This window comes from Paraburkholderia sp. J8-2, assembly GCF_905220195.1.
In the GTDB taxonomy this organism is placed as follows: Bacteria; Pseudomonadota; Gammaproteobacteria; order Burkholderiales; family Burkholderiaceae; genus Paraburkholderia.
Genome location: NZ_CAJMZA010000006.1, coordinates 409,087 through 421,908, shown reverse-complemented (window position 1 = coordinate 421,908; position 12,822 = coordinate 409,087). Strand labels below are relative to the sequence as shown.

The following is a 12,822-nucleotide window of genomic DNA, read 5'->3' as shown; positions in this document are numbered from 1 at the left end:
TCATCCACTCGCGGCGCGCCGTACCGTCAAGCGCGCCGATCTTGCTGGCTTGCCGTGGATTCTGCCGCCGCGCGAGGCGCCCACATTCGTTGCCCTCGAACGCTGGCTGCAACGCGGCGGCTTCGAGTTGCCGGCGGGCTGCGTGCAGTCGGTGTCGATCCAGGCGAATGAGACGATGCTCGGCCTGTATCCGTTTCTTGCGTTGATGCCGTTGACCGTGGCACGGCGCGGCACGCTTGCCATCCTGCCGATCGACGGTGCGCGCTTTCTTGAGACGGTGCGGCTCTACTACAGCGAGCCATCGGCTAATCCGGTGCTGACAACGGCACTGGATTGTGTGGCGGCTGTGAAGGCGCGAATTGCGGCATCGTTGAACATGTAGTTCACCGTCAACGCGTCGCTAGTTGGCGCCGCGACGCATGCTTTACTGACAGCAATGCTGGGCTGATTGGCCAGACAGACGGTCGCAACGTGAATATCCAGAATCGTGGCGCCAGGTTAATTTCTGACTAAAGGCACGAATCGCGCGCTTTAGGTAGATCGGTGGCGCAACGTTTTCGCGCGTATCAAAAGAAGTGCTGTACACCAATGCGAAACGAGGCCTGATTGCTGCCCGACGCCGGCGACAAGGACAGCAGCGCCGCCTGGGCGCCACCCCCGGCATGCTGGAACGTCGCTTGAGCGTACAGCATGGTGCGCACGGAAACGTGGTAGAGATTCGAAAGCCCAGCGGTCGTGTAACTCTTTCCCGCGAACCAGGTTCGGTATCCGCCGAGCAAGATCGTGTCGAACGGCGTGACGTTCCAGTCCACGCCAAGTTCCGCCGTTGTCGCGTTCGCGGAATCGGCTTCGCTCGCGATGTGCGCGGTGTCGAGCACCGCATGGAAGGCCCACTGCCGGTTAGGCGAATACGTGCCTGCCACACCCAGGATCCGCGAATCTCTCGCCCTGAATGCCGCGCCGCCCGTGAGATCCTGGCCGAGAAAACTCTCGTAGCCGAGTGACGTGTGCAATGCGTACGACTTGTCGCGCGTGTCGCTGTAGGCCGCGCCGAGTTGCAGCGCCGACGACTTGTAGAGCAGCGCTGCGCCCACGTAACGACCTTGTCCCGTCGAAGCATCGCTGAAGCCGTACATGGCGCGTGCCGATACGCCATGCCACGGAACGCTTGCGTATTTCACCGTGTTGTTCACGGTCGTCACCGCATCGTTGTCGATGTTCGCCGGATGATAGAGGAAGTAGTTGTACTGGACCGCGCCGTTCGCGTTGGGCAGCAATACATCGTCGGTCAGATCCCATTGCTTGCCGAGCGTCACAGTACCCCACCGGTCGTCGCTCAGGCCGACAAATGCCTTGCGGCTGAACAGCACGCCCGACGAGGCGAGTGCACCGGTATTCGAAAAGAAGCCATTTTCAAGCTGGTAAATGGCTTTGGTCCCGCCGCCAAGATCTTCCGCGCCCTTGAAGCCAAACTGGTCAGGCACGGTGATCGGTCCCATCACCCAGGCCGAACTGCCCTTCTCGTTGCTCACGTAGCCGATGCCTTCATCGATGCTGCCATACAGCGTCACGCTTGATTGCGCGGACGCCACGGAAACACAAGATCCGAACAGCACAATGGAAAGGAATCCTCTGTTGTTGATTTTCATGATGATTCGATTGATGGAACAAGAGCAAACGGCGCGGTCGCCGTCAAGGGAGAGGGGACGCGACTACGGGGCCGCTGAAGCGATGCGCGTTCGTCAGAACTTGGTGCGAATGCCGGCGATTACCTGCGCTTCCGACTTCGTGCTGGAAGCGGCCGTCGTCACGATCTGCGCGTATTGGGCGCTGCCGCCCGCGCGCTGATAAAGGCCGACCAGATACAGGTCCGTGCGCTTGCTCAGGAAGTAATCGACGCCGAGGTTCACCTGGTTGTAGTGCGGCTTGAGCGCTTCGGACGATTTTCCGAACGTGTAGATATAGGCCGCGCCAACCAGCAGCATCGGCGTGATCCTGTGGGTCACGGAGAGTTCGACGTTGTTCAGGCGCAGTCCCGTGGTATCGAGGTAGTTGAACAGGACATTCGTGTACGAAAGCGTGGTTTGCACGAAGCCAAAGTCGTAGCCCGCACCCACGCCCAGGATCCGCTGCTTCTCGACCCCGGCGCCGCCGGGACTGGTTGCGAACGGCGAGGTGTAGCCATACGAGTCGCCGATCGCGCCACCGGTGTTCGTCGAATCCGGGTGGTTGTATTGCGACATCGCGGCGGAGAACCGGAACGGTCCGCGCTGATACGACAGGCCGCTGCTGAACGCACTGTTATTGTTGAACGCGCCGGCCTGGTTCGAAAACGCGTACTGCGCCGCGAGTGACAAACCGTGCAGGGTCGGTGACACGTAACGCACGGAATTCTGCAAGCGCAGCACGTTGAAGATGTTGTCGTTGTCGCCCACGTGTGCGCCGTAGGTCGCGAATTGCACCGCAGAAGAGGTCCAGTTCAACTGCTGCGTCATTTCATCGTACTGGCGGCCGAGCGTGATCGTGCCGTATTGCGGCGCGGTCAGGCCCACCCATGCCTGGCGGCCGAACAGGCGACCGCCTTGCGAGGCGCTGCCCGAAGTGATGGAAAAGCCGTTTTCCAGCACGAAGATCGCCGCGACACCGCCACCGAGATCTTCTATGCCCCGCAGTCCCCAGCGCGAGGGCTGCTGCGGTCCGCTCGTCATTTGCGTGAGGGATTTTCCGCCCGCGTTCGAGGAATAACTGATGCCCACCGATATGAGGCCGTAGAGCGTGACGTTGCTTTGGGCATGAGCGGGGCGCGAGCTGACCACACCAAGGCAGACGATGAAAGCCGCTACGGTATGGAGAGGAATCCTTATTGTTAGAAATGTGGCGCGTTGGAATGATTGCATGTCGTTATTGGTTTGGGTATGGGTAAGCGGATCGGCGCGATGTCGCCCGACCGCGGAGAGGGCGCGCGGGGCGCGCCGTACCGGGTGTCACGCGCGGTGGTTTATGCGGTGCGGGGACGGCACAGGCTGATCGCGAGCGCGGCGATGAGACCGGAGGTGGCGAAGGCCACGAAATTGAGCCGTACGTCCAGATGCGAGGACGCGAACCACGCGCCGAGCATCGGCCCGGCCATCGCGCCGAGCCGCCCGATGCCGACTGCCCAGCCCGTCGCGCTGGCGCGGGCGAACGGCCGGTAGAAACTCGCGATGTAGCCTAGCTGAACCATCGCTACGCCGATGCTGCCGAGCCCGGCGAGCGCCACGAGCGCGTAGTTCGTGAAGACGCCGCCTTTTACGGTCAATCCGCAGATCGCGAGCGCGCCGATCACATACCCGCCGACGATCGTCTTGCGCGGTCCCAGCCGGTCGCCGACGCGGCCGATCAGAATGCCGCCGATTGCCGACGAGAGCATGAATACCGCGAGAAACGAAAGGCTCGAACCGAGGTCGTAGCCGAGCTTGCGCATGAGTTGCGGCAACCAGGTGCCCAGACCGTAGATCACGAGCACGGCGGCCACTTGTGCGACCCACAGGCAGAGCGTCGACCAGAGGTTACCGCGCGAAAACACCTCGCTGAACACGAGCCGAAGCGAAGGCTTGGCCGTCGCTTCGCCGGGCACCGTATCGAGCGAAGCAATCGAGAGGCCAAGCTGTTCGGCGAGCGCGTCGGCCTCGCGCCGCTTGCCGCTCGCGAGAAGATAGGCGAGCGACTCGGGCAGCATCACGATGAGCGCGGGCACACCGAGCAGCGGCAGCGCGCCCAGCGCGACCACGAAGCGCCAGCCGTGCGATTCCAGAAACGCGATGCCGATCACCGCCGAGACCAACGCGCCGATCGCGTAGCCGGAGTACATGACGGCGAAATTCAGGTTGCGTTTGGCCACCGGCGAATATTCGACGGTAAGCGCCGCCGCCGCGGAAATGACGCCGCCAAGGCCCAGCCCGCCAATGAAGCGCATGACGCCGAAGAGGACCGGCGTCGTCGCGACGGCGGCGCCGAGCATCGACAGCGAAAACAGCGTGACGCACGCAATCAGCAGACGTTTGCGGCCGATCAGGTCGGTGAGCACGCTGATGAAGTACGAGCCGAACAGCGTGCCGAACAGCGCCGCGCTGCTCATGGCGCCGACTTCGATGGGCGTGAGCTTCCAGACCGGATCGGCGAGCATCGAGGGAACGATCGTGCCCATGACGCCGATGTCATAGCCTTCGGTGACGATCGTCAGGAAACAAAGGGCCAGCACGCGGCGCGTGGTGCGCGCGGGCGGGTCGAGGGCGATAGCGTGAGGACTTTCGGAGATGGCCGCCATGGGTGACTCATTCGATCGAAACTGCCGGAAAGAATCAAGCAAGCGCCATGCCAGTCCTCGTGCGTGACCTCGCGGCGCGCAATGGGGTGCCATCGCGCACCCCATTCCTTGGGCCTGCCTGCCCGGCGCAGACCATGGATTCAGTCTGCGCTCGAATAAAGAATGGCATTCCATATTGGTTGCGTCAAAGATTTCAAAAAAGATTTGTGCCTCGTCCGGGAAAATCCCTAGGCCGCGAGCCGCGTTTCAGGCGGATTCGGGCGGCGCCTCGCCGAGCAGCAGCGTGGCCGTGAGCTGGGCGATGCGCTGGATGTCGCGATGGTCGCCAATGCGCTGATTGATGACGAAGCCGTCGAACGCCATCCAGATCACATGCGCAAAGAGCTCACCGCCGAGCGCCGCGCTGCGCTCCGGCGGCAGCGAATCCTTGAGCAACTGGGTGAGGAAATTCTCCACCGAAACCAGCAGGCTGTTGGGTTTGGCAAGGCCCGCCGGCGCGCTCGCGAGCGCGTCGATCAGCGCGTTCGCGAAGGCATTGTCGGCGGCGGGAATATCGCCCCAGATACCCTGCAGGATGCGCTCGACTTTCTTGCGCGGCCCGTTGAGCAACGCGACTTCCGCGCGCAGCCGGTGCAGTTGCTCGATGAGCCAGGGCTCGTAGATCTCATAGAGGATGATGAGCTTGGAGTCGAAGTAGACGTAGAGATTGGCGACGGTGGTGCCCGCGAGGCGAGCAATTTCGGTCATCGTCGTCGCCGAATACCCCTTTTCGCTGAAGGCGCTGAAGGCGGCCGCCAGGATTGCTTCCCGCTTGACGGCTTTTTTAATTTGCGGCAATTGAGGTCTCTCGATTGGAGTGGCTGTAACCCGATGCGGCCAATTCTATCAATCCGCGTTTGGGTGTCGCCTTTGTCAGGAAGCCGCGGTTTCGCTCAGCACCAGCGCGACGATCAACGCGGCGACTGCCTCGATGTCGCGCACGTCGCCAAGACGCCGGTTGATGACAAAACCGTCGAACGCCATCCAGATCAGGCGCGACAGCATCGCTTCGTCCGCGCACGAAATGCGCGCGCCCGATCCCATTCCGATGGACTCGCGCAGCAGCGCGCCAACCGCGACCTCCATTTCGTGCAGGAAAGCCCCCGACCGTTGCGCACCGGAGCGACGCTGCGCGAGCGCGTCGATCAACGCGTTGGCGAAGTTCGCGTCGGCGCCCGGAATGTCGTGCCAAAGCCCGACGAGCAGCCGGTGTAGCCGCTGCTTGGGCCCCGCCTGCGCGCGCACCTGCGCGCTCAACGCTTCGAGCTGGTTCCTCAGCCAGGGCCGGAACACCTCATAGAGGATCGCCAGCTTCGAGTCGAAATAGACGTACAGATTGGCGGCCGTCATGCCGGCCGCCGAGGCGATCTGCGCCATCTTCGTCGCCGTGAAGCCTTGCCGCTGAAAGAGTTCGAGCGCGGCTTGCGTAATCCGCTCCCGTTTGTCGCCGTTCATTGCGTAGCCCCCAGTCGCGGGGAGCCGAAGCGATTCCCCCTTTCACCCATGGATAAAAAAGCCCTTGACGGCCAAATTTTTCCAAAACAGAATATCATTCATTATTAAACGACATTCGTTTTTGAGGTGATGCCATCGTGTCCACGACCTTGTTGTCCCCCGAAGTCCCCGCGCCGGCAGGCACGCTGACCGGCCGCTATCCCGAGCTTGGCTCCGGAACGATCCCGGTCGAGCCGTACATCTCGCCCGACTACTACGAGCGCGAAAAGGAACACATCTTCAAGAAGACCTGGCTGCATGTCGGCCGCGTCGAGGAAATTCCGAAGGCCGGCGACTATTTCGTCAAGGAACTGGCCGCGTGCGATACGTCGATCATCGTGGTGCGCAACCGCCAGGGCGAAATTCGCGCGATGCACAACGTGTGTGCGCACCGCATGAACGAGATCGTTTATGACAAGTGCGGCAACACGCGCAAATTCTTCTGCAAGTTCCACGGCTGGGCCTACGACCTCGACGGCAATCTCACCGGCGTGCCCGACGAGAAGTGCTTCTTCGGCCTCGACCGCGAGCAGTTCGGTCTTGCGCGCGTGGCGTGCGAGGTGTGGCAGGGCTTCATCTTCGTGAACATGGACCCGAATCCGTCGGTGTCGCTCGCCGACTACATGAAGCCGATGTTCGGCGATATCGAAGGCTATCCGTTCGACAAGATGACCGCGGGCTTCGGCTGGCAGACGGTGGTGAACTGCAACTGGAAGCTCGCGCTCGACGCGTTCCAGGAGGCGTATCACGTCGCCTATGTGCACGGCAATTCAATCGCTGACGCGATCGACAAGACCGAAAACGAAAGCATGCCGCCGCTCGATGCGTTGTGTGGCGAGTTTCATCGCCGTCTCTCGCTCGCAGGCAACCAGAAGTCCGTGTACGGCAATCCGAAGGCTGTGACCGAAGGCGGCGCCGCCGCGCAAAACGCGTTGTCCGACGCGGGGCAGAAGCGCCCGATCGCGGCCGCCGCGCTGCGTGCGGGTATCGGCAGCGCGAAGCATGCGTTCCCGCTCGATGCGCTGCCCCCGGGCGTGAACTGGACGAAGAGCCCGAACTGGCTGTTCGACATGAACGTGATCTTTCCGGACTTCTATGTTTCGCTGCGCCCGAACTACTGCCAGGCGTACAACTTCCGTCCGATATCGCACAACCAGACGCTTGTCGACGCGCGCGTTTACTACCCTGAGATGACCACGCCGGGCGGGCGCTTTTTCCTCGAATACATGAAGGTCGCACTGCGCGACGTGCTGCTGGAGGACTTCAGCACGCTCGAGCGCACGCAACGCGCCGCGGAAACGGGCGCCAAGAAGGTGATGGTGCTTCAGGACAACGAATTGCTTGTGCGCCACGCGTTTCACGTCGTCGAACGCTTGCTCGCGCAAGGCGCCGCCGCTGAAGCCGCTGCCCGTTCCGCTGTCGCGGCCTGACCAGGAGTCTCAACATGAATCCGAACACGAATACCGCGCAGCCCGCCCAACCGGTCAATTTCGTCGCGCGCAAGGCGCCCGCCGCGCGAGCGCTGCCGGCCGGCTTCGAATCGCTCGCACCCTTCGTCGAGACATGGGCGCTCGAAACCGAAACGCAGCGCAACGCACAGCGTCACGCCGTTGGCATGGATGCCATCCTCGCGTTTCGCGACGCGATCCTGCCGCAGGTCGACGACGTCGTGGCGTATCTGAATCGCTACGCGCTCGAGACGCTGGACGCGCATCCCGAAGCCATGACGCTGATGTACCTGCTGCTCTCGCTCGCCGAGATCGCGCCGGCCATCGAGTTCTACAACCAGCCGGCCGTGATCGACGGATACGAGTCAGCGCGTTTTCGCGCCGACGAATCCTTCGTCATGCGTCCGTTGCCCTGAGCGCTGTCGGCCGGCGCGTCCGGCCTGTTTTTGAAGGAGCTGCGAAATGGCGAAATGCCGCGTGTTCGGTATCGACCACGGTTTGAAAACCGTCGTCGAAAACGGCCTGTACATGAAAACGATGATGGGCGAGACGATGAGCGTCGCCGTGATCAAGTTCGTCGAGCAGGAAGGGACAAACCTGCCCGCGAAGGCGCACGACCACGGCGAGGAAGCGTCGCTTCAGGTGCTCGGCACGTGCTCGATCTTCGAGGTGCGCCCCGGCGTATCCGACGTGGAGCGCCCGCTCGCGCAAGGCGACGCGGTGATCATTCCCGCGGGTCTTAGCCACTACGGCAAGAACGGCTACGGCCCCGAGGGTGTGAGCATGAGACTCAATATCGTGTCGCCGCCGCGGGCGGAATACGCCGCGCAGGACAATACGCCGTACTACCCGCTGGCGAACCGATGAATGGGGGAGCGCAAATGAAATCTGGCGCTGACATGGCGGCCGACGGCATCACCACGCTCGCCGCGGCCACGAGCGTGAGCAATCCGCACGATGCGCGCGCGCAGGGCGAGTTGCTGGCCGCGGAATTCTCGGTCTTCGCGGCGGGCGAAGTGCGCGAGGACCACACCGATGCGCGTGGCGAGGAAGTCGTCGCGATTCTCGAAGGCGAATTCGATATCGACGCGGCGGGCGAGCACTATCGCCTCGTCGCGGGCGAGGCGATCCTGATTCCGCCGCGCGAGCCGCGCCGCTTCGCATGCGTCGGCGCGCAGGGCGTGCTTTATCGTGCAGGACTTCGCGCCGGGCTGCCTGGGACCGAATTGCGAGCCGCGCCGCCGGCCGCCGCATGAAGGAGGACGCATGACTCACGATCCATCAACCGATAACCCCGCCGCGCATATCGTCGTGGTCGGTGGGGGGCATGCGGGCGGGCGCGTCGTGCAGCATCTCGCCGCGCTCGGGTTCGCTGGCCGCATCACGCTGGTCGGCGACGAGCGACATCCGCCCTATGAGCGTCCGGCGCTCTCCAAGGAATGGCTCACGTGTGAGCAGGAGCCGTGGAGCGAGGAAGCTTCGGCCGCAATCACATCGACGTCCGCGCCTGCATCGACACTCGCGCTCACACCCGGCGCGTTCTGGGAAGCGTCTGCGCTGCGCGATGCGCGCATCGACCGTCTGCACGACCGCGCGGTCGCGCTCGACGCCGCGCAACGCGTGCTCACGCTCGCGAGTGGTGCGCAACTGCGGTTCGACCGGCTCGTGGTAGCCACGGGCGGCGCGCCGCGCGACGGTGCGATTCCCGGCGCGCGGCTGCCCGGTGTGCATCTGCTGCGCACGATCGACGACAGCGTTGCCTTGCGCCGCGCACTGCGCGAGAGCCGCGGCCTCGCGATTATCGGCGCAGGCGTGATCGGCATGGAAGTCGCGTCGTCGGCGCGCGAACTGGGCGTGCCGGTGACGGTGCTCGAAGCGGGGCCGCGCGTGCTCGCCCGCTGCCTGCCGCCTGTGATGTCCGAGTGGTTGCTGCGTGAGCATCTGACACACGGCGTGCGCGTGGAACTGGGCGTGGCGGTGGAGGAAATCGCCGCTGCCGATGAAGAGCCGAATGGCGCCGGACAGCCGGGCCGCTATGTCGTGCGTTGCCGCAAGGCGAACGCCGATGCGGCTGGTCATGCCGCAAGCGCGGGCGCGACGTTCGACGTCCCGGCCGACACGATTCTCATCGCGATCGGCGTTGACTGCACGCCGGCATTTCTCGATGGCACCGGCTTCGCGGGCCGCCAGGGCGTCGATGTCGACGCCACGTGCCGCAGCCCGCGCGCGCCGTGGCTCTACGCGGTCGGCGACGTCGCGCATGTGCTGGGCGGCGCGTCGCCATCGCAGGGGCTGCGTCAGGAAACGTGGCGCAACGCCGAGAACCAGGCGCTCGCAGTCGCGCAGTCAATCGTCGGCGAGCCGCGGCCCTATCGCGAGACGCCGTGGATGTGGACCGACCAGCTCGGCTACAACGTCCAGGTCGTGGGTCAGCCCGATCCGCGCGACGAGGTCGTCATGCGCGGCGAGCCCGGCGCGGGACCGTGCGCGGCGCTCAGCGTGCGCGATGGGCGCGTCGTGGCAGGCGTGCTCGTGAACGCAGGCCGCGAGCGGCGCTTCCTCGAAAAGCTCGTCGAAAGCGGCGCGCCCGTGGATCTCACGCGTCTCGCGGACGCGCGTGCGCCGCTCAGGGAGCTTGCGCCATGAACGCGAATTCGATGGGACTCGCGCTCGCGCACGACAACTCGCGTGAGGCGCACGACGTGACGCGCGCCACGCTGGCTGCGCGCGTGGCGCGGCTCGAAGCGATCGAGGCGATCCGCGCGCTCAAGGCGCACTATGGCGCGCTCGCCGACGCGAAGTACACCGACGACTACCGCAAGATCGAAGCCGGCGCGCTCGTCGAGATCGCGCGTCAGCAGGCCGAGTGCTTTACCGACGACGCCGTGTGGGCGGGCGGTGACGGCTTCGGCGGCGACCTCGTGGGCCGCGAAGCCATCGCGCGATGGTTTCTCGCGTCGCCGTGGCGCTTCGCGATGCATTACTACGTGAGCGAGAGCTTGCAGGTGGACGCCGTGCGTGGCGAAGCCGAGGCCAGGTGGCGCCTGATGCAGGTGGCGCTGCGCGAGGGCGAGGGCGCACGGGCGGGCGCGGTATGGCTCGGCGCGGTGACGACCGAGCGCTACCGGCGCGACACCTCGAGCGGCCTCTGGCGCATCAGCTACATGAAGTTCGACACGCTCCAGATGATGACGCTGGCTGACGGCCCGTTGCCGGTCGCCAGAAATTTCGCGGACCTGGACGCAGTGCGCGCACTGCGCTTCGCCCGCGAGCAGGACAACCCGCGCAACCCGCGAACCCAGGATAGTCAGTCATGACAGAAGTCGTTTCGTCGCCTTGCGCGACCCATACCGGCGCCGATCCGGCGTCACCCTGCTGCGGCGATTTCGTCGCCGGGATCGCCGAGCACGCGTGCGAGGTGCTGCAGAACACGCCCGTCAACGCCGAGTACCGGCACATGATCGTGGCCGCCCCGCCAGGCGCCGCCAACGCGCAGCCCGGCCAGTTTTTCCATCTGGCGTGCCCGCCGGGCGCGTCGGGCACGACGTTTCTGCGCCGGCCGATGAGCGTCTACGGCGCCGATCCGCTGCTCGGCACCGTCGAGTTTCTCTACAAGGTGCAGGGCGCCGGAACGCAGGGCCTCGCCGCATTGCAGCACGGCGACACGCTCGACGCGCTCGGGCCGCTCGGCCAGGGCTTCTCGCCGCCGAAGTGCGCGCGCCACGTGCTGCTGGTCGCACGCGGCGTGGGGCTCGCCACGCTCTCGCCGCTCGCCGCGCACGCCGTCGCACGCGGGGCGAGCGTGACGGCGGTGCTGAGCGCGCGCAGCCCGGCGCTCGTGATGTCCGCCGAGCGCCTGCGCGCAGCGGGCGCGACGGTGCATATCGTCACCGACGCCGACGGCAACAGCGATCCCGCGCAACTCGAAGCGCTGCTCGAAACGCTGCACGCGCAAAAGCCGTTCGACTTTCTCTCGACCTGCGGCTCGAACCGTCTGCTCGTGCTGCTGCAAAAGCTCGGCAAGGCGTGGGGCGTTGCCGGGCAAACCGCGATCGAGCAGCACATGGGCTGCGGCATCGGCTCGTGCTACGCCTGCGTGCGGCCGTTTCGCGAGCACGCGGAATCCGAGCGTCTGACGTTCCGGCGCGTGTGCTGGGACGGTCCCGTCTTCGACTTGCAGGAAACGACATCATGGTAGATCTGAGCGTCAAGGTGGGCGCACTCACGCTCGCGAATCCGGTCATGCCCGCCTCGGGCACCTTCGCCGACGGCAACGCGCGCGTGTTCGATCTCAACTGCCTCGGCGCGATCGTCACGAAGACGATCACGGCCGATATCCGCGAAGGCGTGCCGCCGCCGCGCGTCGCCGAATTCAAGGACGCCACGCTGTTCTCGATCGGCATCCCGAGCAAGGGCGCGGACTACTACGTCAACACGACCGTGCCGTTCTACCGGCGCTACACGCCGCCTGTGGTCGGCAGCATCTCCGCGAATTCCGCCGATGAGTTCGGCGAGCTTGCGGCGCGCATCGGCGCGAGCGGCATCGCGGCAATCGAGGCGAACGTCTCCTGCCCGAACCTGAAGAAAAACGGCAAGGCGTTTGGCATGGACCCGGAAGCGACTTTCCAGGTGATCAGCGCGATGAAGGCGAGCACCGGCATTCCGGTGTGGGTCAAGATGACGCCGAACGCGGGCAACCTCGTCGAAGTGGCGCTCGCCGCCCAGGCCGCCGGCGCGGACGCGCTGGTGTGCAGCAACGCGATTCTCGCCATGGCGATCGACGTGGAAACCTTCAAGCCGCGCGTGGCTAATGTGATGGGCGGCCTCACGGGCGCGGCGACCAAACCGATCCTGCTGCGCATGGCGTATCAGTGCGCCCAGGCGGTCGAGATTCCGGTGATCGGCTGTGGCGGCATCAGCACTGCCGAAGACGCGATCGAGTTCATGCTCGCGGGGTGCACGGCCGTTCAGGTCGGCACGGCGAATTTCGTTTCGCCCACCGCGATGCCGCGCGTGATCGAGGGCATGCGCGCGTTCTGCGAGCGGCGAGGCATCGCACGCATCGCCGATCTGATTGGCGCGATGAAGCAGCACGACGTCATCAACCTTCAAAAGGAGTATGCGCTGTGAAGGTCATTCCGATTGCCTCCGCGTGCACGCGCACGCTGCACGCCGCGCAGGCCGTAGTGGAAGCGGGCGGTGCGACACCCGTGGCCGCCGATGCGTGGCGTCTCGTTGGCGCCGTCGAGGCCTGCTTCGATGGTAAGGATTGCCTGGGAGTCACGATCGACTCGGTGAAAGTGGGCCTCTTTCGCATCGACGGCGAGATTCACGCGCTCGACGATATCTGCACGCACGGCAACGCGTTGCTGAGCGAGGGGTTTCTCGACGGCCACGAGATCGAGTGCCCGCTGCACGCGGGGCTCGTGGATGTGCGAACCGGCAAGGGCACAACGTCGCCGATCACGCGCGATACGCGTTGCCACGAAGTGCGTATCGACGACGGCAATCTCTACGTTCGCCTGAGCCGCTGAC

The 12,822-nt window shown here is 64.8% G+C and carries 15 protein-coding genes; 10 read left to right on the top strand and 5 right to left on the bottom strand.

From position 1 onward, the window contains the following. Positions 1 to 382 (top strand): LysR substrate-binding domain-containing protein (locus tag U5A52_RS17525; protein ID WP_321935630.1); only part of this gene is annotated, 382 nt, incomplete at its 5' end. Between the two features lie 184 nt (positions 383 to 566). On the opposite strand, the gene U5A52_RS17520 is transcribed toward U5A52_RS17525, so the two are convergent. The 5 genes from U5A52_RS17520 to U5A52_RS17500 form a co-directional block, all read right to left on the bottom strand. Then, entirely contained in the window at positions 567 to 1,649 is a 1,083-nt protein-coding gene (locus U5A52_RS17520; protein ID WP_321935629.1) for a porin, read from the bottom strand. 93 nt (positions 1,650 to 1,742) lie between these two features. After that, positions 1,743 to 2,897 carry a porin gene (locus U5A52_RS17515; RefSeq protein ID WP_321935628.1) on the bottom strand — a complete coding sequence of 385 codons (1,155 nt, stop codon included), beginning with the start codon at positions 2,895 to 2,897 and terminating at the stop codon, positions 1,743 to 1,745. 101 nt (positions 2,898 to 2,998) lie between these two features. After that, a complete protein-coding gene (locus U5A52_RS17510; protein ID WP_321935627.1) occupies positions 2,999 to 4,306 on the bottom strand; it encodes an MFS transporter in 1,308 nt (435 codons plus the stop codon). Positions 4,307 to 4,552: 246 nt separating this feature from the next. Then, entirely contained in the window at positions 4,553 to 5,143 is a 591-nt protein-coding gene (locus tag U5A52_RS17505; RefSeq protein ID WP_321935626.1) for a TetR/AcrR family transcriptional regulator, read from the bottom strand. 75 nt (positions 5,144 to 5,218) lie between these two features. Further along, the gene (locus tag U5A52_RS17500) at positions 5,219 to 5,800 is read right to left on the bottom strand and encodes a TetR/AcrR family transcriptional regulator (RefSeq protein WP_321935625.1); all 582 of its coding nucleotides are present in this window, start codon (positions 5,798 to 5,800) and stop codon (positions 5,219 to 5,221) included. Positions 5,801 to 5,937: 137 nt separating this feature from the next. Here U5A52_RS17500 and U5A52_RS17495 point away from each other — a divergent pair, with 137 nt between their 5' ends. From U5A52_RS17495 to U5A52_RS17455, 9 genes are read left to right on the top strand one after another with little or no spacing between them, the layout of a single operon-like run. Continuing rightward, positions 5,938 to 7,269, top strand: coding sequence for an aromatic ring-hydroxylating oxygenase subunit alpha (locus U5A52_RS17495; RefSeq protein ID WP_321935624.1), 1,332 nt, complete (start codon positions 5,938 to 5,940; stop codon positions 7,267 to 7,269). A gap of 14 nt (positions 7,270 to 7,283) precedes the next feature. Continuing rightward, positions 7,284 to 7,703: a hypothetical protein gene (locus U5A52_RS17490; protein WP_321935623.1), complete on the top strand. Its 420-nt coding sequence runs from the start codon at positions 7,284 to 7,286 to the stop codon at positions 7,701 to 7,703. Between the two features lie 46 nt (positions 7,704 to 7,749). Beyond that, complete coding sequence (locus U5A52_RS17485; protein WP_321935622.1) at positions 7,750 to 8,154, top strand: cupin; 405 nt, start codon at positions 7,750 to 7,752, stop codon at positions 8,152 to 8,154. 14 nt (positions 8,155 to 8,168) lie between these two features. Continuing rightward, the gene (locus U5A52_RS17480) at positions 8,169 to 8,543 is read left to right on the top strand and encodes a cupin domain-containing protein (protein ID WP_321935621.1); all 375 of its coding nucleotides are present in this window, start codon (positions 8,169 to 8,171) and stop codon (positions 8,541 to 8,543) included. Between the two features lie 10 nt (positions 8,544 to 8,553). Beyond that, a complete protein-coding gene (locus tag U5A52_RS17475) occupies positions 8,554 to 9,933 on the top strand; it encodes an NAD(P)/FAD-dependent oxidoreductase (RefSeq protein ID WP_321935620.1) in 1,380 nt (459 codons plus the stop codon). After that, the gene (locus U5A52_RS17470; RefSeq protein ID WP_321935619.1) at positions 9,930 to 10,604 is read left to right on the top strand and encodes a nuclear transport factor 2 family protein; all 675 of its coding nucleotides are present in this window, start codon (positions 9,930 to 9,932) and stop codon (positions 10,602 to 10,604) included. The genes U5A52_RS17475 and U5A52_RS17470 overlap by 4 nt, the downstream gene beginning before the upstream one ends. After that, the gene (locus U5A52_RS17465) at positions 10,601 to 11,485 is read left to right on the top strand and encodes a dihydroorotate dehydrogenase electron transfer subunit (RefSeq protein ID WP_321935618.1); all 885 of its coding nucleotides are present in this window, start codon (positions 10,601 to 10,603) and stop codon (positions 11,483 to 11,485) included. The genes U5A52_RS17470 and U5A52_RS17465 overlap by 4 nt, the downstream gene beginning before the upstream one ends. Beyond that, positions 11,479 to 12,417 (top strand): dihydroorotate dehydrogenase, encoded by a 939-nt coding sequence (locus U5A52_RS17460; protein ID WP_321935617.1) that lies wholly within the window; start codon positions 11,479 to 11,481, stop codon positions 12,415 to 12,417. The genes U5A52_RS17465 and U5A52_RS17460 overlap by 7 nt, the downstream gene beginning before the upstream one ends. After that, positions 12,414 to 12,821: a non-heme iron oxygenase ferredoxin subunit gene (locus tag U5A52_RS17455; RefSeq protein ID WP_321935616.1), complete on the top strand. Its 408-nt coding sequence runs from the start codon at positions 12,414 to 12,416 to the stop codon at positions 12,819 to 12,821. The genes U5A52_RS17460 and U5A52_RS17455 overlap by 4 nt, the downstream gene beginning before the upstream one ends. Position 12,822: the final 1 nt, after the last annotated feature.

Excerpts from the sequence above, each read along its gene's own strand:
- U5A52_RS17520 (WP_321935629.1), bottom strand. The coding sequence starts at position 1,649 with ATGAAAATCAACAACAGAGGATTCCTTTCCATTGTGCTGTTCGGATCT.
- U5A52_RS17515 (WP_321935628.1), bottom strand. The coding sequence starts at position 2,897 with ATGCAATCATTCCAACGCGCCACATTTCTAACAATAAGGATTCCTCTC.
- U5A52_RS17510 (WP_321935627.1), bottom strand. The coding sequence starts at position 4,306 with ATGGCGGCCATCTCCGAAAGTCCTCACGCTATCGCCCTCGACCCGCCC.
- U5A52_RS17500 (WP_321935625.1), bottom strand. The coding sequence starts at position 5,800 with ATGAACGGCGACAAACGGGAGCGGATTACGCAAGCCGCGCTCGAACTC.
- U5A52_RS17490 (WP_321935623.1), top strand. The coding sequence starts at position 7,284 with ATGAATCCGAACACGAATACCGCGCAGCCCGCCCAACCGGTCAATTTC.
- U5A52_RS17485 (WP_321935622.1), top strand. The coding sequence starts at position 7,750 with ATGGCGAAATGCCGCGTGTTCGGTATCGACCACGGTTTGAAAACCGTC.
- U5A52_RS17480 (WP_321935621.1), top strand. The coding sequence starts at position 8,169 with ATGAAATCTGGCGCTGACATGGCGGCCGACGGCATCACCACGCTCGCC.
- U5A52_RS17475 (WP_321935620.1), top strand. The coding sequence starts at position 8,554 with ATGACTCACGATCCATCAACCGATAACCCCGCCGCGCATATCGTCGTG.
- U5A52_RS17470 (WP_321935619.1), top strand. The coding sequence starts at position 9,930 with ATGAACGCGAATTCGATGGGACTCGCGCTCGCGCACGACAACTCGCGT.
- U5A52_RS17465 (WP_321935618.1), top strand. The coding sequence starts at position 10,601 with ATGACAGAAGTCGTTTCGTCGCCTTGCGCGACCCATACCGGCGCCGAT.
- U5A52_RS17460 (WP_321935617.1), top strand. The coding sequence starts at position 11,479 with ATGGTAGATCTGAGCGTCAAGGTGGGCGCACTCACGCTCGCGAATCCG.